At 63.0% G+C, this 19,751-nt stretch carries 18 protein-coding genes; 11 read left to right on the forward strand and 7 right to left on the reverse strand.

Going from position 1 to position 19,751, the window contains the following annotated elements; all coding sequences use genetic code 11:
- Positions 1-85 precede the first annotated feature (85 nt).
- From CQW31_RS17175 to CQW31_RS17200, 6 genes are all read left to right on the forward strand, one after another.
- Positions 86-2,374, forward strand: coding sequence for an ABC transporter permease subunit (locus CQW31_RS17175; RefSeq protein WP_099815001.1), 2,289 nt, complete (start codon positions 86-88; stop codon positions 2,372-2,374).
- Positions 2,375-2,391: 17 nt separating this feature from the next.
- A complete protein-coding gene (pstA, locus tag CQW31_RS17180; protein ID WP_054884759.1) occupies positions 2,392-4,062 on the forward strand; it encodes a phosphate ABC transporter permease PstA in 1,671 nt (556 codons plus the stop codon).
- A gap of 72 nt (positions 4,063-4,134) precedes the next feature.
- Complete coding sequence (pstB, locus tag CQW31_RS17185; protein WP_054884758.1) at positions 4,135-4,968, forward strand: phosphate ABC transporter ATP-binding protein PstB; 834 nt, start codon at positions 4,135-4,137, stop codon at positions 4,966-4,968.
- Positions 4,969-5,122: 154 nt separating this feature from the next.
- The gene (gene phoU / locus CQW31_RS17190) at positions 5,123-5,893 is read left to right on the forward strand and encodes a phosphate signaling complex protein PhoU (RefSeq protein ID WP_054884757.1); all 771 of its coding nucleotides are present in this window, start codon (positions 5,123-5,125) and stop codon (positions 5,891-5,893) included.
- 164 nt (positions 5,894-6,057) lie between these two features.
- The gene (locus tag CQW31_RS17195) at positions 6,058-6,963 is read left to right on the forward strand and encodes a response regulator (protein WP_054884756.1); all 906 of its coding nucleotides are present in this window, start codon (positions 6,058-6,060) and stop codon (positions 6,961-6,963) included.
- 151 nt (positions 6,964-7,114) lie between these two features.
- Positions 7,115-8,017 (forward strand): peptidoglycan DD-metalloendopeptidase family protein, encoded by a 903-nt coding sequence (locus CQW31_RS17200; RefSeq protein WP_099815002.1) that lies wholly within the window; start codon positions 7,115-7,117, stop codon positions 8,015-8,017.
- A 2-nt stretch (positions 8,018-8,019) separates the two neighbouring features.
- On the opposite strand, the gene CQW31_RS17205 is transcribed toward CQW31_RS17200, so the two are convergent.
- The 3 genes from CQW31_RS17205 to phoB all read right to left on the reverse strand — a co-directional run bounded on the left by CQW31_RS17205 (position 8,020) and on the right by phoB (position 11,532).
- On the reverse strand, positions 8,020-9,360 hold the full coding sequence (locus CQW31_RS17205) for a hemolysin family protein (RefSeq protein ID WP_054884754.1): 1,341 nt from the start codon (positions 9,358-9,360) through the stop codon (positions 8,020-8,022).
- 126 nt (positions 9,361-9,486) lie between these two features.
- A complete protein-coding gene (gene phoR, locus CQW31_RS17210; RefSeq protein ID WP_054884753.1) occupies positions 9,487-10,794 on the reverse strand; it encodes a phosphate regulon sensor histidine kinase PhoR in 1,308 nt (435 codons plus the stop codon).
- 48 nt (positions 10,795-10,842) lie between these two features.
- Positions 10,843-11,532 carry a phosphate regulon transcriptional regulator PhoB gene (phoB, locus tag CQW31_RS17215; protein WP_003253341.1) on the reverse strand — a complete coding sequence of 230 codons (690 nt, stop codon included), beginning with the start codon at positions 11,530-11,532 and terminating at the stop codon, positions 10,843-10,845.
- A gap of 175 nt (positions 11,533-11,707) precedes the next feature.
- Between phoB and CQW31_RS17220 the strand changes: the two genes are divergently transcribed.
- A complete protein-coding gene (locus CQW31_RS17220) occupies positions 11,708-12,076 on the forward strand; it encodes a hypothetical protein (RefSeq protein ID WP_099815003.1) in 369 nt (122 codons plus the stop codon).
- A 99-nt stretch (positions 12,077-12,175) separates the two neighbouring features.
- Here the strand turns inward: CQW31_RS17220 and ubiA are convergent, their stop codons facing one another.
- Both ubiA and CQW31_RS17230 read right to left on the reverse strand, forming a co-directional pair.
- Complete coding sequence (gene ubiA, locus CQW31_RS17225) at positions 12,176-13,066, reverse strand: 4-hydroxybenzoate octaprenyltransferase (protein WP_054884751.1); 891 nt, start codon at positions 13,064-13,066, stop codon at positions 12,176-12,178.
- The gene (locus CQW31_RS17230) at positions 13,066-13,623 is read right to left on the reverse strand and encodes a chorismate lyase (RefSeq protein ID WP_054884750.1); all 558 of its coding nucleotides are present in this window, start codon (positions 13,621-13,623) and stop codon (positions 13,066-13,068) included. Before CQW31_RS17230 ends, ubiA begins: the two co-directional genes overlap by 1 nt.
- A gap of 113 nt (positions 13,624-13,736) precedes the next feature.
- Here CQW31_RS17230 and CQW31_RS17235 point away from each other — a divergent pair, with 113 nt between their 5' ends.
- From CQW31_RS17235 to CQW31_RS17250, 4 genes are all read left to right on the forward strand, one after another.
- A complete protein-coding gene (locus CQW31_RS17235; protein ID WP_099815018.1) occupies positions 13,737-13,904 on the forward strand; it encodes a rubredoxin in 168 nt (55 codons plus the stop codon).
- Between the two features lie 15 nt (positions 13,905-13,919).
- The gene (locus tag CQW31_RS17240) at positions 13,920-15,068 is read left to right on the forward strand and encodes an NAD(P)/FAD-dependent oxidoreductase (protein WP_099815004.1); all 1,149 of its coding nucleotides are present in this window, start codon (positions 13,920-13,922) and stop codon (positions 15,066-15,068) included.
- Positions 15,069-15,254: 186 nt separating this feature from the next.
- Positions 15,255-15,551: an HU family DNA-binding protein gene (locus CQW31_RS17245; RefSeq protein ID WP_054884748.1), complete on the forward strand. Its 297-nt coding sequence runs from the start codon at positions 15,255-15,257 to the stop codon at positions 15,549-15,551.
- 145 nt (positions 15,552-15,696) lie between these two features.
- Entirely contained in the window at positions 15,697-16,071 is a 375-nt protein-coding gene (locus CQW31_RS17250; RefSeq protein ID WP_027917039.1) for a helicase, read from the forward strand.
- Positions 16,072-16,189: 118 nt separating this feature from the next.
- Here the strand turns inward: CQW31_RS17250 and CQW31_RS17255 are convergent, their stop codons facing one another.
- Together CQW31_RS17255 and recG are read right to left on the reverse strand one after the other, a co-directional pair.
- Positions 16,190-17,593 carry an aminoacyl-tRNA deacylase and HDOD domain-containing protein gene (locus CQW31_RS17255; protein WP_054884747.1) on the reverse strand — a complete coding sequence of 468 codons (1,404 nt, stop codon included), beginning with the start codon at positions 17,591-17,593 and terminating at the stop codon, positions 16,190-16,192.
- Positions 17,594-17,671: 78 nt separating this feature from the next.
- A complete protein-coding gene (gene recG / locus CQW31_RS17260) occupies positions 17,672-19,750 on the reverse strand; it encodes an ATP-dependent DNA helicase RecG (protein WP_054884746.1) in 2,079 nt (692 codons plus the stop codon).
- Position 19,751 lies beyond the last annotated feature (1 nt).

Here is a 19,751-nt window from a genome sequence, read left to right on the forward strand (position 1 = left end):
CCGTTGCCAGGGTTCCTGAGCGGCGGGCTTTTTTGCGTCAACTCACTGTCATGTTTTTGTCATACGGGACCGCTAGGGTGTGCGCATGAATGATCTGGCCAATTCCATAATGACCCCAAACTCCCCGCCCGTGCGGATTGACTTCAATACGCCCGAGTTGCAACGCAAGCGCCGCATGCGCGCCCTCAAGGATCGCCTGACCCGCTGGTATGTACTGGTGGGCGGGCTTGCCGTGCTGGCAGCCATCACGCTGATCTTCTTCTATCTGGCTTATGTGGTATTGCCGCTGTTCCAGGGCGCCGAGCTGACGAGCAGGAAGGCGCTGGAGCCGACTTGGCTGCAGCAGGATGCCGGCAAGCCACTGATGATTGCCCTTGAAGAACAGAACCTGGTCGGCATGCGCGTTTCGGACAAGGGCCAGGCCATTTTCTTCGACACCAAGAGCGGTAACCAGTTAAGCCGCGTCGACCTGCCATTGCCGCCAGGTACGCAGGTCGCTTCTATCAGTGCGGACCAGCCGGGCAGCCCGCTGGTGGCAGTCGGTTTGTCCAATGGTCAGGCGCTGGTGTTCCACCACACCTACAAAGTCACCTATCCGGATAACAAGAAGACCATCACCCCAGGCATCGATTACCCATATGGCCAGGCGCCGTTCGTTCTCGACGAGCAGGGCCGCGCGCTGGAGCATATGAGTGTCAATGTCAATGGCGACACCCTGCTGCTGGCTGGCTCTACGGGTGCGCACCTGCAGGTGGTCGAGCTGTCGCGCAGCGAAAACATGCTGACCGGCGAGACCAGCACCGAACAGAGCCGTATCGAATTGCCGCAGATGACCGAAGTGGTGAAGAACATCTTCATCGACCCTCGTCAGCAGTGGTTGTATGTGATCAACGGTCGCGCCACCGCCGATGTCTTCAGCCTGCGCGACAAGAGTCTCAATGGCCGCTACAAACTGGCCGAAAGCGCGGACAGCGAAATCACCGCCACCGCTCAGCTGGTGGGGGGTATCTCGCTGATCATCGGCGATTCCAAGGGCGGCCTGGCCCAGTGGTTCATGGCCCGCGACCCGGATGGCGAGCAGCGCTTCAAGCAGATCCGTACCTTCAGGATGGGTAAGGCGCCGATCGTACAGATCGATGCCGAAGAGCGTCGCAAGGGCTTCATCGCCCTGGACAGCGACGGCAAGCTCGGCGTGTTCCACAGCACCGCGCACCGCACTTTGCTGGTCGAGCAGGCCGCCGAAGGGCCTGGCATCCTGGCCCTGTCGCCGCGTGCCAACCGCATCATCATTGAAGAAGGTGGCAAGCTGCTGCCGCTGAGCCTGCGCAACCCGCACCCGGAAATCTCCTTCAGCGCCTTGTGGGGCAAGGTCTGGTACGAGAACTACGACGAGCCCAAGTACGTCTGGCAGTCGACCGCCTCGAACACCGACTTCGAACCCAAGCTGAGCCTCTCGCCGCTGACCTTCGGTACCCTCAAGGCCGCGTTCTACGCGATGATCCTGGCGGCCCCGCTGGCCATTGCTGCCGCCATCTACACCGCCTACTTCATGGCCCCGGGCATGCGCCGCAAGGTCAAGCCGGTGATCGAGCTGATGGAAGCGATGCCGACAGTGATCCTCGGCTTCTTCGCCGGGCTGTTCCTCGCACCTTACCTGGAGGGCCACCTGCCCGGCGTATTCAGCCTGTTCCTGATCATGCCGCTCGGCATTCTGCTGACCGGCTTCACCTGGAGCCGCCTGCCGGAGTCTATCCGCCTGCGCGTCCCGGATGGTTGGGAGGCGGCAATCCTGATTCCGGTGATCCTGGCGATCGGCTGGTTTGCCCTGGCGGTCAGTCCGTATCTCGAAAGCTGGTTCTTCGGCGGTGACATGCGCCTGTGGATCGAGCACTCGCTTGGCCTGCGCTACGACCAGCGCAACGCCTTGGTAGTCGGTATCGCCATGGGCTTCGCGGTCATCCCGAACATCTATTCGATCGCCGAAGACGCCGTGTTCAGCGTGCCGCGCAGCCTGACCCTGGGGTCTCTGGCCCTGGGTGCGACGCCGTGGCAGACCCTGACCCGCGTGGTCATCCTCACCGCCAGCCCGGGCATCTTCTCGGCGTTGATGATCGGCATGGGGCGTGCGGTAGGTGAGACCATGATCGTGCTGATGGCCACCGGCAACACGCCGGTGATGGAACTGAACCTGTTCGAAGGCATGCGCACTCTGGCCGCCAACGTGGCAGTGGAAATGCCTGAATCGGAAGTCGGCGGCAGCCACTATCGCGTGCTGTTCCTCGCCGCCCTCGTGCTGCTGATGTTCACCTTCATCATGAACACCTTGGCCGAGCTGATTCGCCAGCGTCTGCGCAAGAAATACTCGTCGCTTTGATAGAAAGGTAGCGATCCGTGAAAAAGGATTCCCTCAAAGGCTGGTTCAAGAGCGGCGCCCCGGGCGTCTGGATCAGCGGTGGCGCGGTGGCCATGGCGGTGATCATGACCGTCGGCCTGCTGGCGGTAATCGCCGTGCGCGGCCTGGGCCACTTCTGGCCGGCCGACCTGATCCAGGCCACCTACAAGGTGCCGGGCCAGGCCGACCACATCGTCATCGGCGAGGTGGTGCAGAAGGAAGAAGTACCGCGTGCCCGCCTCAAGGGCGCCGGCTTGCCGGTGCCGGACGATGGCCCGGAGTTCATGACCCGCGAGCTGGTCAAGGTGGGTAACCGCGACCTCAACGGCAGCGACTTCACCTGGGTGGTCGGCGAGTGGCTGGTCGACGAGCAGCGCCCGGCCGACCTGATCGCCCTGGAGCGCCGCGAGTGGGGCAACTTCTACGGCTACCTGGTCAGCGTCAAGGAAGAGGGCCGCGTGGTTGCCCAAGGCCCGGCGGCCTGGAACGAGCTGCAAGCCCGCCTGAAGCGTGCCAACCAGCTCAACAGCGAACTGCAAACCCTCGAGAAGAAAGACATCGGGGCCATCAACCATGGCCTCGAGCGCCTGCGCCTGCACGGCCGCAAACTGGAGCTGGACGGCAAGCTCGACGCCACCGCCCAGGCCGACATCGACGCCGAACGCGCCGAGCTGAACAGCCGCTACAAGGCCGTCGAGGAGCGCCTGCTGGGCCTGCACCAGGCCTTCGCCCGTGACAGCCTGGTGGCCCGCGACGGCAACGGCCGCGAAGTGGAAATCAACCTGAGCAAGGTGGTGCACGCCATCCAGCCGAATGCCATGTCCGGCTTCAGCAAGATGGGTACCTATTTCGCCAAGGTCTGGGAATTCCTCAGCGACGACCCGCGTGAAGCCAATACCGAGGGCGGCATCTTCCCAGCCATCTTCGGCACCGTGATGATGACCCTGATCATGGCGGTAATCGTCACGCCGTTCGGCGTGCTGGCTGCGGTCTACCTGCGCGAATACGCCAGGCAAGGCCCGGTGACCCGCCTGATCCGCATCGCAGTGAACAACCTGGCTGGCGTGCCGGCGATCGTCTACGGCGTGTTTGGCCTGGGCTTCTTCGTCTATGTACTGGGCGGCTCGATCGACCGCCTGTTCTTCCCTGAAGCGCTGCCCGCGCCGACCCTGGGTACCCCGGGCTTGCTGTGGGCTTCGCTGACCCTGGCGCTGCTGGCCGTGCCGGTGGTGATCGTGGCCACCGAGGAAGGCCTGGCGCGGATTCCACGGACCGTGCGCGAAGGGTCCCTGGCCCTGGGTGCGACCAAGGCCGAAACCCTGTGGAAGATCGTCCTGCCGATGGCCAGCCCGGCGATGATGACCGGCATGATCCTCGCCGTGGCCCGTGCCGCCGGTGAAGTGGCGCCGCTGATGCTGGTGGGTGTAGTGAAGCTGGCGCCATCGCTGCCGCTGGACGGCAACTACCCGTACCTGCACCTGGACCAGAAGATCATGCACCTGGGCTTCCACATCTACGACGTCGGTTTCCAGAGCCCTAACGTCGAAGCTGCGCGGCCGCTGGTATACGCCACCGCGCTGCTGCTGGTGCTGGTGATCGCCACCCTCAACTTGTCGGCGGTGTGGATCCGTAACCACCTGCGCGAGAAGTACAAGGCGCTAGACAGCTGAGCCTGGATTGCAAGCGTGCCGCCTGCCAATCGGCGGCCCTTTGAAACGTATTGATAGCGTATGGAGTTGACCATGCAGCATGATTCCCATACCCACGGCATCGACATGTCTGCCCTGGGTCGCGACAAGCAGGGCCTGCGCCTGGCTGAAGAAACCGTGGCCATCGAAGTGCCGGGCCTGAGCCTGTTCTACGGCGACAAACAAGCCCTGTTCGACGTGCAGATGAACATTCCCAAGCAACGCGTGACCGCCTTCATTGGCCCGTCCGGCTGCGGCAAGTCGACCCTGCTGCGCACCTTCAACCGCATGAACGACCTGGTCGACGGCTGCCGTGTGGAAGGTGCCATCAACCTGTACGGCAACAACATCTACCGCAAGGGCGAAGACGTGGCCGAGCTGCGTCGCCGGGTCGGCATGGTGTTCCAGAAGCCCAACCCGTTCCCCAAGACCATTTACGAGAACGTGGTCTACGGCCTGCGTATCCAGGGCATCAACAAGAAACGCGTGCTGGATGAAGCCGTGGAATGGGCACTGAAGGGCGCCGCCTTGTGGGACGAGGTCAAGGACCGCCTGCACGAGTCCGCCCTGGGCCTGTCCGGCGGCCAGCAGCAGCGTCTGGTGATTGCGCGTACCATCGCCGTGGAGCCTGAGGTGCTGCTGCTCGACGAACCGTGCTCGGCGCTGGACCCGATCTCGACGCTGAAGGTCGAAGAGCTGATCTACGAACTGAAGTCCAAATACACCATCGTCATCGTGACCCACAACATGCAACAGGCGGCCCGTGTTTCGGATTACACCGCGTTCATGTACATGGGCAAACTGGTCGAATTCGGTGATACCGACACCCTGTTCACCAACCCGGCGAAGAAGCAGACCGAAGACTACATCACCGGTCGTTACGGCTAGCAGCCCTGCGGCTCCTGTGGAACGGGCGTGCCCGCGAAGCAGGCGCCGCGGTGTGTGGCACCGGCTTCGCCGGTGTTCGCGGGCAAGCCCGCTCCCACAGGGAATGAGACGAACCACTTGATGCTTGCAGCTTGCTGCTTCGCGGAGCGAAACGATGATCAACAAAGAAAGCCTTACCCACCATATTTCCCAGCAGTTCAACGCCGAACTCGAAGAGGTGCGCAGCCACTTGCTGGCCATGGGCGGCCTGGTCGAGAAGCAGGTGAACGATGCCGTCACCGCGCTGATCGAGGCCGATTCGGGTCTGGCTCAGCAGGTGCGTGAAGTCGATGAACAGATCAACCAGATGGAGCGCAACATCGACGAGGAATGCCTGCGCATCCTCGCCCGTCGCCAGCCGGCGGCCTCCGACCTGCGCCTGATCATCAGCATCTCCAAGTCGGTGATCGATCTGGAGCGCATTGGTGACGAATCGACCAAGATCGCTCGCCGCGCCATCCAGCTCTGCGAAGAAGGCGAGTCGCCGCGCGGCTACGTCGAGGTGCGCCACATCGGCGACCAGGTGCGCAACATGGTGCGCGATGCCCTCGATGCCTTCGCCCGCTTCGATGCCGACCTGGCACTGTCGGTGGCCCAGTACGACAAGACCATCGACCGCGAGTACAAGACGGCCCTGCGTGAACTGGTCACCTACATGATGGAAGACCCGCGCTCGATCTCGCGGGTGCTCAGCGTGATCTGGGTGTTGCGTTCGCTGGAGCGGATCGGCGACCACGCGCGAAACATTTCGGAGCTGGTGATCTACCTGGTGCGCGGCACCGATGTCCGTCACATGGGCCTCAAGCGCATGAAGGCTGAAGTCGAAGGCTCTGTGGGGGATGCGGCCGAAAGCGCTAATGTTCCGGGCAAACCTGACGATAAATAAGATTGCTCCCGAGCATCGACGCCCGGCCCGTGCCGGGCGTTTGCGTGTGTGGCAGAGCAATCAGCAGGCACCCGCGAACGATGCGAAGAAGTCCCGGCGTGACCCTAGAGTTGGCAAGTGGCCACCATTGCGCGGTAGGCTAGTCGGGTTCAAGAGGAGTATCGATGAGTAAAGTCAATGTGCTGGTCGTGGATGACGCGCCGTTCATTCGTGACCTGGTCAGGAAGTGCCTGCGCAATGCTTTCCCGGGCATGGTCATCGAAGACGCGGTCAATGGTCGCAAAGCCATGGCCATGCTGGCCAAGGAGCCGTTCGACCTGGTGCTGTGCGACTGGGAGATGCCGGAGATGTCTGGCCTTGAGTTGCTGACCTGGTGCCGTCAGCAGCCCGAGATGAAGGACCTGCAGTTCATCATGGTGACCAGCCGTGGTGACAAGGAGAACGTGATCCAGGCCATCCAGGCCGGCGTCTCCGACTTCGTCGGCAAGCCGTTCACCAACGAGCAGCTGCTGACCAAGGTGAAGAAAGCCCTGAGCAAGATCGGCAAGCTGGAGAGCCTGATGGCTGGTGCACCGGCACGGGTGAATTCGGCCTTCGCCAACGACTCGTTGAGCGCACTGACCGGTGGCAAGCCTGAAGCGGCCAAGGTGGCGGCACCTGCTGCTGCCGCGGCGGCCAAGCCTTTGCTCAATGCGCCGAAGCCACAGACGGCCGCGGCTGCGGCGGCCCAGGTCGGGCGGGGGCAGGGTCAGCTGCGCCTGGCCAGCGGCACCCAGCCCTGCGTGATCAAGGCGCTGAGCCTCAAGGAAGCGTTACTGGTGGTGCGCCGCAGTACAACGCTGCCACAGGTGCTGGAAGGCGCAGTGCTCGACCTGGAGCAGGGTGAGAACGCGGAAGTGGCGCGCCTGAACGGCTACCTGCACGCCATCGCGGCGCTGGAGCCCAAGCCAGAAAGTGACTGGCTGCAGCTGACCTTCAAGTTCGTCGACCAGGATGCGCAGAAACTCGACTACCTGTCGCGCCTGATTGCCCGTGGTACACAGCAGAAGCATTTCACGCCCGGCGCCTGATCAAGGCCATACACAAAACCCTGTGGGAGCGGGCTTGCCCGTTCCCACAAGGTCTGCATCAACCTGCCGGGTTCTTCCGACCGGCTGCAATACCGCTCTCAAATCCCGCTGCTAGTCTTCGACAGACCATATCTGTCAAAAAGCCACCATCATGCCAGCCGCCGCCCGCTTGCTGCTTTTCTGTGCCTTGCTTTCGGCCTCGGCGTCGAGCGTGGGCATGACGATCTACAAGACTGTCGACAACACCGGCGTGGTCTCGTACTCCGATCGCTACAGCCCGGGGGCGAAGACCTTCGAGCTGAGCGAGCCGATCCTCGATCACATCGATGGCAAGGTGCGCCTGCAGGCCGAAACCTTCCCCGGCGGTGTGCGCTTCATGGTGCGCAACGACCTGTACGTGCCGATGCAGGTAGAACTGCGGATCGACAAGCTGAGCAACGCTTTCGGTGGCAACCAGCCGCGCAACATACGCGCCGTGGTGGGGCCACGTTCGAGCAAAGTGCTGAGTTCAGTGCTGGCGGCACCCGGCGGCAAATTGCAGTACGCCACAAGCTTTCAGTACGCCATGGGCGACCCTGGCCAGCGCTCTCTCGCCTACCGCTACCCGTTCCCCTGGAAGGGCGGGCCATTTCGCCTGACCCAGGGGCCCAATGGCCGTTTCAGTCACTTCGGCCCCAGGAGCCGCTATGCGATGGACATCGCCATGCCGGAGGGCACGCCGATCATTGCGGCCCGCGGCGGTATGGTGGTGAAGGTCGAGAATGGCCAGAGCGGCCGAGGCAGCAACCCGGCAGGCAATTTCGTGCGGATTCTGCACCCCGACGGCACCATGGGCGTTTACCTGCACCTGATGCAGGGTTCGGTGGTGGTTCGCGAAGGGCAGCAGGTGGTCGTAGGGCAGGCCCTGGCGAAGTCGGGCAATACCGGTAACAGCACCGGGCCACACCTGCATTTCGTGGTACAGCGCAATGTGGGGCTGGCGCTGGAGTCGATACCGTTCCAGTTCGACCGGCCGCTGGGCGGGTTGCCGGACTTCACTGCCGGCAACCCCTAGGGTCAGTCGAGCTTGAGCACCTTGGCCAGGACGATCTTCGGCCCTTTCATCTTCTTGATGATGATGCGCAGGCCTTCGACTTCCAGCACTTCCTCTTCTTCAGGCACGCGCTTGAGGGTCTCGTAGACCAGGCCGGCGAGGGTTTCTGCCTCGATGTGGTCGAGGTCGACACCGAGCAGGCGCTCGACCTTGAACAGCGGCGTATCGCCACGTACCAGCAGCTTGCCGGGCTGGTAGGCGAGGATGCCGCGTTCGGTCTTGCGGTGTTCGTCCTGGATGTCACCTACCAGCACTTCCAGCACGTCTTCCATGGTCAGGTAGCCGATCACCTTGCCGTCGGCTTCCTCTACCAGCACGAAGTGCGCGCCGCCTTTGCGGAACTGCTCGAGCAACTGCGCCAGTGGCATGTGCCGCGATACCCGCTCCAGCGGGCGAGCCAGATCGTCCAGGTCGATGGTTTCGGGCAGGTGCTCGAGTTCGGCCAGTTCCAGCAGCAAGTCCTTGATGTGCAGCAGCCCGGTGAATTCTTCGCGCTCGGCGTCATACACCGGGTAGCGGCTGAACTTGTGCCGGCGGACCAGGGCGAGGATCTCCTTGAGCGGGGCATGGGCGTCGATGCTGACCATGTCCTCACGCGAGTTGGCCCAGTCCACGACTTCCAGCTCGCCCATTTCCACGGCCGAGGCGAGTACGCGCATGCCTTGGTCGCTCGGGTCCTGACCGCGGCTGGAGTGCAGGATCAGCTTGAGTTCTTCGCGGCTGTAGTGGTGTTCGTGGTGCGGGCCTGGCTCACCCTGGCCGGCGATGCGCAGGATAGTGTTGGCGCTGGCGTTGAGCAGGTAGATGGCCGGGTACATGGTCCAGTAGAACAGGTACAGCGGCACGGCGGTCCACAGCGACAGTAGCTCGGGCTTGCGGATCGCCCACGACTTGGGCGCCAGTTCGCCGACCACGATGTGCAGGTACGAAATGACGAAGAAGGCGACAAAGAACGACACCGCCTTGACCACTTCAGCGCTGTCCACGCCCAGGTAAGCCAGCAGCGGTTCGAGCAGGTGGGCGAACGCTGGTTCACCGACCCAGCCCAGGCCCAGCGAGGCGAGGGTGATGCCCAGCTGGCAGGCAGAAAGGTAGGCGTCGAGCTGGTTGTGTACCTTGCGCAGGATGCTGCCGCGCCAGCCATGCAGTTCGGCAATGGACTCGACGCGGGTGGCGCGCAGCTTGACCATGGCGAACTCGGCGGCAACGAAGAAACCGTTGAGCAGCACCAGCAGGAAGGCAAAGATGATCATGCCGAAATCGGCGAATAACGAGGCGAGGCTGATACCAGGGGAAGGGTCCATGATGGGGTTTTTACGGGGTCCGTCTTCGAGGGAGAGAAAAAAAGTGCCAGCTCTTGCTGGCACAGGGGATCCAATGTAGCGGCTGGGGCAGCAAAAGCAAAGGGCTGCAAAGCTGCCCCTGGTACCTCAGGCTTTGCCGTTGGCCAATTGTGCTGGCCCGAAATGACAGGTGAAGGTACTGCCATGCCCCGGCACGCTGCTGATTTCCAGCTTGCCGCGATGGCGCATCAGCACGTGCTTGACGATCGCCAGCCCCAGGCCAGTGCCGCCAGTATTCGACGCACGGCTGGAGTCGACCCGGTAGAAGCGTTCGGTCAGCCGCGGCAGGTGCTTGGCTTCGATACCCACCCCGGAATCCTGCACCGACAGGTGCGCGCCGTGCTCGTCAGCCCACCAGCGGATGCGGATGGTGCCTTCATCCTGGGTGTACTTCACGGCGTTGAACACCAGGTTGGAGAAGGCGCTGCGCAGTTCCGACTCGCTGCCCTTCAGGCGCAGCCCTGGCGCTGCTTCCAGGGTGATTTTCTGGTTACGTGGCCCGGACAGTGCCTGGGCATCCTGCTTGATCGCAGTGAGCAGGGCATCGACCGCCACCGGCTGGTTATCCGACGGGTAATCGGTGGCTTCCAGCTTGGCCAACAGCAGCAGGTCGTTGAGCAGGGTCTGCATGCGTGATCCCTGCTGGGTCATCTGCTGCAGCGCCCGGGCCCAGCGCGGGTTGACGTCCTCGACGTTGTCCAGCAGGGTTTCCAGGTAGCCGGTGATCACCGTCAGCGGTGTGCGTAGCTCGTGGGAGACGTTGGCAACGAAATCCTTGCGCATCTGCTCCAGTTGATGAATGCGGGTGACATCGCGCACCAACATCAGGTGCTCATTGTTGCCGTAGCGGGTGATGTGCAGCTGTACGCGCAGGCGGTCGTTGATCGGCGAGGGGATCTCCAGCGGTTCGACGTAGTTCTGCGCCTCGAAGTATTCCTTGAAGCGCGGGTGGCGTACCAGGTTGGTGACCGGCTGGCCGCCGTCCTGTGGGGTCTTGAAGCCCAGCAACGTCTCGGCGGCACGGTTCCACCACTCCAGGTTGCCATCGCTGTCGAGCATGATCACCGCATCGCGCAGTGCCGCAGTGGACTCCTGCACCCGGTCGATCACCGCCTGCAGGCGCCCGCGCACGCGCTGGTCGCGGCGTTGCAGGTGGTAGATGCTGTCGAACACCTCACCCCACAGGCCGTAGCCATCGGGCGGTGCTTCGTCGGGCTGATGGTTGCGCAGCCAGTCATGCAGGCGCAACAGCTGCTTGAGTGTCCAGCCCAGATAGAGCGCCAGACCGATGGCCAGGCTCCAGCCGTAATAGCCGCTGACCAGGCCGCCGATCAGGCAGACAGTGATCAGCAGCAACAGGTGGCGAATCAGGGTCGCGTGCCAGTTCTGGTTCAATTGACGGTCCTTGTACAACGACGTGCAGCTTGGCGCTTGTCGGCTCGATCAGCTCTTGGTCGAGAAGCGGTAGCCAGTGCCCCGGACGGTTTGTACCAGATTTTCGTAGGCCTCACCCAGTGCCTTGCGCAGGCGACGGATGTGTACGTCGACGGTGCGCTCCTCGACATACACATTGCCGCCCCACACTTGGTCGAGCAGCTGGCCACGGGTATAGGCGCGTTCCTGGTGAGTCATGAAGAACTGCAGCAGGCGGTATTCGGTAGGGCCCATCTCGGCCGGCTTGCCGTCGATGGTCACGCGGTGGCTGATCGGATCGAGCAGCAGGCCACCGACTTCGATCGGCGCTTCACTGTCGCTTGGGCCCGTGCGACGCAGCACGGCCTTCAGCCGGGCTACCAGTTCACGCGGCGAGAACGGCTTGGTGATGTAGTCGTCGGCGCCGACTTCCAGGCCCTGGATCTTGTTGTCCTCTTCGCCCTTGGCGGTGAGCATGATGATCGGGATGTCGCCGGTCAGCTCGTCGCGCTTGAGGCGGCGTGCCAGCTCGATGCCGGAGGTGCCGGGCAGCATCCAGTCAAGCAGGATCAGGTCCGGCTTGCGGTCGACGATGATCGCGTGGGCTTGCTGGGAGTTCTCGGCTTCCAGGCAGTCATAGCCGGCCATTTCCAAGGCGACGGCGATCATCTCGCGAATCGGTGCTTCGTCGTCGACGATCAGAATGTTTCTGCCAACCATGCTCAAAACCTCTCCCGGGAATCGTGTCTTGGCCCGCATTAGATAACGGAATTATTGCAGCTGTGTGACAGGGGTGTTGGCCGTTCTGGCGACATTCCATGACTGGGCTAGGCTTCACTGGGCCGCCGTGGCGGCAAACAACACGCATTTCACCCCCGAATCTATGGTGAATCCAATGACACGACATACGCTGAGCTGGATGGCCTTGTTCGCTGCATTTGCGCTACCTGGAGTGGCTTCAGCCGACCATGGCATGACAGAAAATGGCATGTTGGTCGACCACAACAAAATGACGCTGTACACCTTCGACAAGGACGCCGGTGGCACGTCGATGTGCAACGGTGATTGTGCGAAGAACTGGCCACCCTTGATGGTCAAAGAGGGCGAGAAGGCCGAAGGCAAGTGGACGCAGATCAAGCGTGACGACGGCAAGATGCAGTGGGCCTATGACGGCAAGCCGCTGTACACCTTCAAAAATGACATGAAGGCCGGTGAGACGAAAGGTGATGGCATGAAAGAAGTCTGGCACGTCGCCAAGCCCTGAAGCCCGCCTCTTGACGCTGTGGGAGCGGGTTTACCCGCGAATGCTGTGCAGCCACCCTTGCATTCGCGGGTAAAACCGCTCCCACAGTGACGCTGAACCTCAGCGCAATGCGTAATCCAGCACCACCCCGATGAACACCAGCAACCCCGCCCAGTGATTGTGCAGAAACGCCTTGAAGCACGATTCGCGGTCCAGCCTGCGTGTCGACCAGTATTCCCAGGCAAAGCACGCCGCCGCCCCCAGCAACCCCAAGTGGAACCAGCCACCCAGCTCGAAGCGGCTGCCCGCCAGCAGCAGGCAGCCCAGCGACAGCAGCTGCAGGGTCAGGATAATCGCCCGGTCCGCCTCGCCGAACAGGATCGCGGTCGATTTCACCCCGATCTTCAGGTCGTCGTCGCGATCCACCATGGCGTAGTAGGTGTCGTAACCCACTGTCCACAACAGGTTGGCGATGTACAGCAGCCAGGCACTGGCGGGCAACTCGCCACCGGCCGCGGTAAAGGCCATGGGAATGCCCCAGGAATACGCCGCACCCAGCACCACCTGCGGGTAATAGGTGTAGCGCTTCATGAATGGGTAGCAGAACGCCAGCGCCACCGCGCCGAACGATAGCCAAACGGTCCGGCTGTTGGTGCACAGCACCAGCAGGAAGCTCACACCGACGAGGATGGCGAACAATGCCAGCGCCTCGCGCGACGTGACCCGGCCGCTGGCCAGCGGCCGGTCGGCGGTGCGTTTGACATGGCCATCGACCTTGCGGTCGGCGAAGTCGTTGATGCAGCAACCTGCGGCGCGCATCAGCACCACGCCCAGGCCGAAGATCAGCACGTTGGCCAGGGTCGGCGAGCCGTGCCCGGCGATCCATACCGCTGACAGGGTCGGCCACAGCAGCAGATAGATGCCGATCGGCCGATCCATGCGGCTGAGCTGGACAAAGTCCCAGGCCCGGGGGTGCAGGCGGTTGAGCGACTTGAGCAGGTGCAGGTACATCAGCGGTTCTCCTCCTTGGCCGCTTGCCACAGTGTAGGCAGGAAAACCTCGGCCACCAGCAGGTCGAGGCCGTTACGGGCGAAGCGTGAGCGGCGCCCCCAGAGCCCAGCTTGCGCGGCATCGGCTGGCAGCCAGCCTTGTGGATAACGGCACACCTCGATCGGGTGGCGGATGAATGCCTGGTCACAGAACAGCAATTCGCCCAGCGAACGGCTACCCAGGGTTTCCAGGTCCAGCCCGCCGCGTTCCAGGGCGCTGCGGCTGGCCACGCTGCGGGCAAACACCCAAGGTTGGCCATGCCCGCGCAGGAACACCTCGCGCACCCAGCCTTCGGCACCTGGCGCAAGGTTCAGGGCCACGCATTCGTCATCGCGCAGCGGTTGCCAACCTTCGAACAGGGGGGTGACGCTGAAGTGTCCCTGGGACAGCTGGGTGAGGCGGCGAGTCAGGGAGCCTTCGTCGAACAGCCAGTCCAGGGTTGGCTGGTCGATTTCAGGGGCCAGCTGTGAATACGGCAGCCACGCGACAGCGGCTGCTTGCGGGGATTCGTACGACACGTCGGTATGCTTGATTACAGCCAGAGAGGCGGCGAGCTTAGCATGATTGCCCTGAGTGCTTGCATAATGCCTGGCTAGAACAAAGCCTGATCGACACCGAGGAAAATGACCTGATGAAAAAGTGGCAGTGTATTGTCTGTGGCCTGATCTATGACGAAGCCAAAGGCTGGCCGGATGATGGCATCCCGCCTGGTACCCGTTGGGAAGACGTACCGGCAGACTGGCTGTGCCCTGACTGCGGTGTGGGCAAGAGCGACTTCGAAATGATCGCCATCGGCTAAAAAGGAAGGCAGCGCATGACGTCCCCCGTGGTGATTATCGGTACCGGCCTGGCCGGCTATAACCTGGCACGTGAATTTCGCAAGCTCGATGGTGACACGCCGCTGCTGCTGATTACCGCCGATGATGGCCGGTCCTACTCCAAGCCCATGCTCTCCACGGGCTTTGCCAAGCAGAAGGACGCCGATGGCCTGTGCATGGCTGAACCTGGCACGATGGCCGAGCAGCTCAAGGCCGAGATCCGCACCCATACTCGCATCAGCGGTATCGACCCGGGTCACAAGCGGCTGTGGGTCGGGGAAGAAGCGATCGAGTATCGCGACCTGGTGCTGGCATGGGGGGCGCAGACCGTTCAGGTGCCAGTCGAAGGTAATGGTGCCGGGCGGATTTTCCCGATCAACGACCTTGAAGATTATGCGCGCTTCCGTGCCGCGGCGGCGGGCAAGCAGCGAGTGCTCATTCTCGGCGCCGGCCTGATCGGGTGCGAGTTTGCCAACGACATGCGCTTGGGCGGTTTCGAGGTCGATGTGGTGGCACCTTGCGAGCAGGTGATGCCGACCTTGTTGCATCCGGCTGCCGCCGCTGCCGTGCAAGCCGGCCTGCAAGGGCTGGGCGTACGGTTCCACCTCGGCCCGGTGCTGACCCGTCTGCAGCAGGCAGGAGAGGGGCTTGAGGCGCACCTGTCCGATGGACAAGTGATCGTCTGCGACCTGGTGGTCTCGGCCATCGGCCTGCGCCCGCGTACCGACCTTGCCGCTGCTGCCGGCTTGCAGACCAACCGCGGCGTGGTAGTGGACCGTCAGCTGCGCACTTCGCACAGCAACATCTTCGCCCTTGGCGACTGTGCCGAAGTCGACGGTATCAACCTGCTGTATGTGATGCCGTTGATGGCCTGCGCTCGTGCCTTGGCGCAGACCCTGGTCGGTAACCCTACCCAGGTCAGCTACGGGCCAATGCCGATTACCGTGAAGACTCCGGCTTGCCCGCTGGTGGTCTCACCGCCGCCGGCCGGCCGTGAAGGCAATTGGCAGGTCGAAGGGCAGGGTAGCGATCTGAAATTGCTCTGCCATGCCGCCGACGGCCAGTTGCTCGGCTATGCCCTGACCGGGAGCGCCGTCACGGAAAAACTTGCGCTGAATCGGCAGCTGCCCGCTGTCATGGCGTAAATAGCTGACGTTCTGTCGGATTTATCCTGTTGTTGCCAGCACAATGGCCGCCCAGATACTGGCGCGGCCTCGGTGGGCGTGCCATTCTCAGTTCCGTCTGCCGCAGATTAGAGCCTGCGGTGCCTTGAACGCTGCTTCATGGCAGCACGGCATAACAACAAGAAATCCCGTCAAAGAGGCTTCACTATGCGTAAACCAGAACTCGCCGCTGTCATTGCCGAAAAGGCTGACCTGACCAAGGAAAAAGCCAACCAGGTGCTGAACGCCATTCTCGACAGCATCACCGGTGCCCTGGACAAGGACACGGTTACCCTGGTCGGTTTCGGTACCTTCGAAAAACGTCATCGTGGTGCCCGCACTGGCAAGAACCCGCAAACCGGCCAACCGGTGAAGATCAAGGCCAGCAACACCGTTGCCTTCAAGCCTGGCAAGAACCTGCGCGACAGCGTCAACACCCCGGCCAAGCCAGCCAAGAAAAAGTGATCGACTGCTGACATCCAGAGTCATCAAGCGGGCGCCTCAGGGCGCCCGTTATGCATTCTGGAGGCTAAGTGTCGCGAACTTGCGTACTCAGTCGAGGAAAAGGATAAACTGCGCTCCTCAGTCATTTTTTATTCGAGGCGCGTTGATGAAGTTTCGCTTTCTTCTCTGGGCCATGGGGCTGCTGATGGCCAGGGCCAGCCGCAACAACCCGGCGTTTCAGCAGCAACTCAAGGACAAAGACCTGGTTTTCCAGATGCAGACGCTGGACGGCAAGGTAGCGCGGCACTTCATCGTCAGCGGTGAGCGCATCAGCAGCAAGGGCGGCAGCCATCCGCAGCCGGCCTTCGCCATCGCCTTCAAGGATGCCGCCTACGGCTTTGCCACGATGCAGGCGGGCAACAAGCAGCTTGCGTTCATGCAGGGCATCCAGGACAAGAACATCCAGATCAAGGGCAATCCGGCGCTGGTGATGTGGTTCCAAGGGCTGATGAAGTACCTGAAACCGAAGAAGAAAGGTTGAAATCGTCGGGGGCTGCTCTGCAGCCCTTTCGCGACACAAGGCCGCTCCTACAGGCATACGCGATTCCTGTAGGAGCGGCCTTGTGTCGCGAAAGGGCCGCAGAGCGGCCCCAATGTTCTCAATGCGGGGCGTTGAGCTGCGACGCCAGATCCCGCAACAAGGCCTCGGCCTCGAGCACCTTGTTCACCACTTCTTCCGCCTTGTCCCGGGTGATCCCCAGGCGCTCCAGCAGTTCCTCGGGAATCTGCTCCTGAGGCCCCGAGCCGATGCCCCGCGAGCGCAGCAGTCGGGTCGCCAGGCACACCAGGTTCGGGTAGGCCGAAAACTCGCCGTCATACGTCGGATCATGCTGGAAACGCAGCGCGGTCGACAGCTCTTCGGGCATGTCCCAGAGCTTCATCAGCCAAGCGCCGATCTGCTCGCGGCTGATGCCCAGCAGGTGTTGTTCCACGTAGGTGTGGCACAGGTGCGGGTTGACCTCGAGGTGGCGGCAGATCAGCGAGAAATGCGGCGGGAACACGTGCGCCAGCAGCAGGTAGCCGAAATTGTGCAGCAGCCCCGCCAGGTAGGTCAGGCCAGCCTCCGGACGCTCGGCACGTGGCATGGCGCGGGTCAGGCCTTCGATGATGGCCGCGGTGTAGATCGACTGCTGCCAGTACGGCGTGGCCTGCTGCGGATGGTCCTTGGGCAGGCTCAGGGTTTTGCCCAGCGCCAGGCCGAGTGCCAGGTTGATTACCAGGTCGAAGCCCAGGACGCGGACGATGGCGTCTTCCACCGAACGGATCTTGCCGGGTGAGGCGTAGTAGGGCGAAGCGGCCCAGCTGACCACCTGGGCGGCCAGCGCCGGGTCGGTTTCGACCACGCCGGTGATGTCATCGATGCTGGCATTGGGGTCGACCCGCAGCTTGATGATCTTTTGCGCCGTATCGGCCAGTGGCGGGATCTCGATGGTTTCTTCCAGGCGCTTCTGGATACGCCGGGCCGTGAAGGCCTGGACCGCCAGGGTGATTTCCCTGGAATCGTCATCCGGGCGATCGAGGTTGGGGCGGATGTCGCGCACGGGCTGGCCGAAACTGCCGGCGCTGGCCTTGGCGAGCATGCGCTTGAAGTCATTACGGTGAATCTTGAGCAGCAGGCCGGCTTCGCCGGACTGGATGAACAGGTGTTCGGGGTCAAGCAGTTTGCCTTCGTACAGGCAAGGCGAGCTGGTCAGGGCCGGAATGGCCGGCAGGGCCTTGAGCTTGTGCTTGTCGAGCATCTGCCTCAGGCGTGGCAACGGCACGGCCTTGAGCTTGCGACCGGTCAGCTCTTCAAGGCGGTTGAGGTCCAGGAGCTTGCTCTGCGGGAACAGCACCAGCAGGGCGCCAATCTCGTCATCGAGCAGGATCGCCTGCACCCGAGACGCGGCGGGCAGCGCTGGATGTTCCGCCACCTCTTCAAAGGCAACGTGCAGCTTTTCGAGCAACAGCCGGATTACAGACGGTGCGTGCGGGGTTGCAGTGTCCAGGGCAACTTCAGTCATGGTCTGTATCCATTCGTTCTCTTAAACGCGAAGTATAACCAGCCTGTTGGCAAAGCTGGATCCATTCTGGGACGGGCGTCACACCTGCCCATATTGTTGACCGTGGCGCAGCCAGCGGTCTAGCAGCGGGCTGACATGGTCGGGCCAGCGCGCCAGCAACGCCTGGGCCGCATCACGCACCGCCGGCAGCAAGTCGGCGTCGCGCATAAGGTCGGCGACCTTGAACTGCAGCAGGCCGGTTTGCCGTGTGCCGAGCATTTCGCCCGGCCCGCGCAATTCCAGGTCTTTCTCGGCGATGATGAAGCCATCATTGGTTTCCCGCATGATCCCCAGGCGTTCGCGGCCAATCTGCGACAGCGGCGGGTGATACAGCAGCACGCAGTGGCTCACCGCGCTGCCACGGCCAACCCGGCCACGCAGCTGGTGCAACTGGGCCAGGCCCAGGCGCTCGGGGTTTTCGATGATCATCAGGCTGGCGTTGGGCACGTCTACGCCGACCTCGATCACCGTGGTGGCGACCAGCAGTTGCAGGTTGCCTTGCTTGAACTCGGCCATGACCTCGGCCTTTTCTGCCGGTTTCATGCGGCCATGGATCAGGCCTACGCGCAATTCGCCGAGTGCACTGCCAAGCTCTTCAAAAGTGCTTTCGGCCGCCTGGCAGGTCAGCTCTTCGGATTCCTCGATCAGCGTGCACACCCAGTAGGCCTGGCGCCCCTCGGCGCAGGCGGCGCGGACCCGCTCGACCACTTCGAAGCGACGGCTGTCGGCGACCAGTACGGTATTTACCGGCGTGCGCCCTGGTGGCAGTTCGTCGAGTACCGAGGTATCGAGGTCGGCATAGGCGCTCATGGCCAGGGTGCGCGGGATCGGCGTGGCAGTCATGATCAGCTGGTGCGGGCACAGCTCGCCGGCCACACCTTTCTTGCGCAGGGCCAGACGTTGCTGCACGCCGAAGCGGTGCTGTTCGTCGATGATTGCCAAGGCCAGGTGCTTGAAACGAACCTCTTCCTGGAACAGCGCGTGGGTGCCGACCACCATTGGCGCGCCGCCGGCGATCTGTTCAAGGGCGCTGGCGCGGGCCTTGCCCTTGAGCTTGCCGGCCAGCCAGGCGACTTCGATACCCAGAGGCTCGAGCCAGCGCTTGAAGGTGATGTAGTGCTGCTCGGCAAGGATCTCGGTAGGCGCCATCAGCGCCACCTGGTAACCAGCTTCCAGGGCCTGCAGTGCGGCAAGGGCGGCGACCACCGTCTTGCCGGCGCCGACGTCGCCCTGCACCAGGCGCATCATGGGTTCGTGCTGGCTGAGGTCATAGGCGATTTCGTTGGCCACCCGTTGCTGTGCCCCGGTCGGCTGGAAACCGAGATTGGCCAGGTACTGCGCTTGCAGGCGCCTGGCCTTGGGCAGTACCGGCGCACGCAAGCTGCGCAGGCTCTCGCGCAGGCGCTGTTGTGACAGCTGGTGGGTCAGCAGCTCTTCGAAGGCCAGGCGGTGCTGGGCCCAGTGCTGGCCTTCGGCGAGCTCGTCGAGGTCGGCGTCGGCTGGCGGGTTGTGCAGGTAGCGGATGGCATCGTCCAGCGGTGCCAGGTGGTAGTCGCGGGCCAGCTCGTCGGGCAGCCAGTCGGGCAGGCTGCGCGGCCCGAGCATGCCCAGGCTCTGTTGGCAGAGCGCGCGCAGGCGCTGTTGGGTAAGGCCTTCGGTGGACGGGTAGATCGGCGTCAGGGTCTGTTCGACCGGTGGTGGCGGCTCGTCGCCATTCAGTGCACGGTACTCGGGGTGGTAGATCTCCAGGCCCGAGGCGCCGGGGCGGGCTTCGCCGTAGCAGCGCAGGTGGGTGCCGCGCTTGAGGCCTTCCTTCTGCGCATTGCTGAAGTGGTAGAAGCGCAGGCTCAACACGCCTGTGCCGTCACCCAGGCGCACCACCAGGCTGCGACGCTTGCCCATGGTCACGTCGGCACCGCTGACCACACCCTCGATCACCGCATCCTGGCCCGGGCGCAACTGGCCGATCGGCACCACACGGGTACGGTCCTGATAGCGCAGGGGCAGGTGAAACAGCACATCCTGCAGGTTCTCCAGGCCGACCTTGGCGAGCTTCTCCGCCATGGCATCGCCTACGCCCTTGAGCGCGGTGACCGAAACCTTCGACAGCTCAGTCATG

The organism is Pseudomonas sp. 382 (assembly GCF_002759075.1).
GTDB classification, from domain to species: domain Bacteria; phylum Pseudomonadota; class Gammaproteobacteria; order Pseudomonadales; family Pseudomonadaceae; genus Aquipseudomonas; species Aquipseudomonas vlassakiae.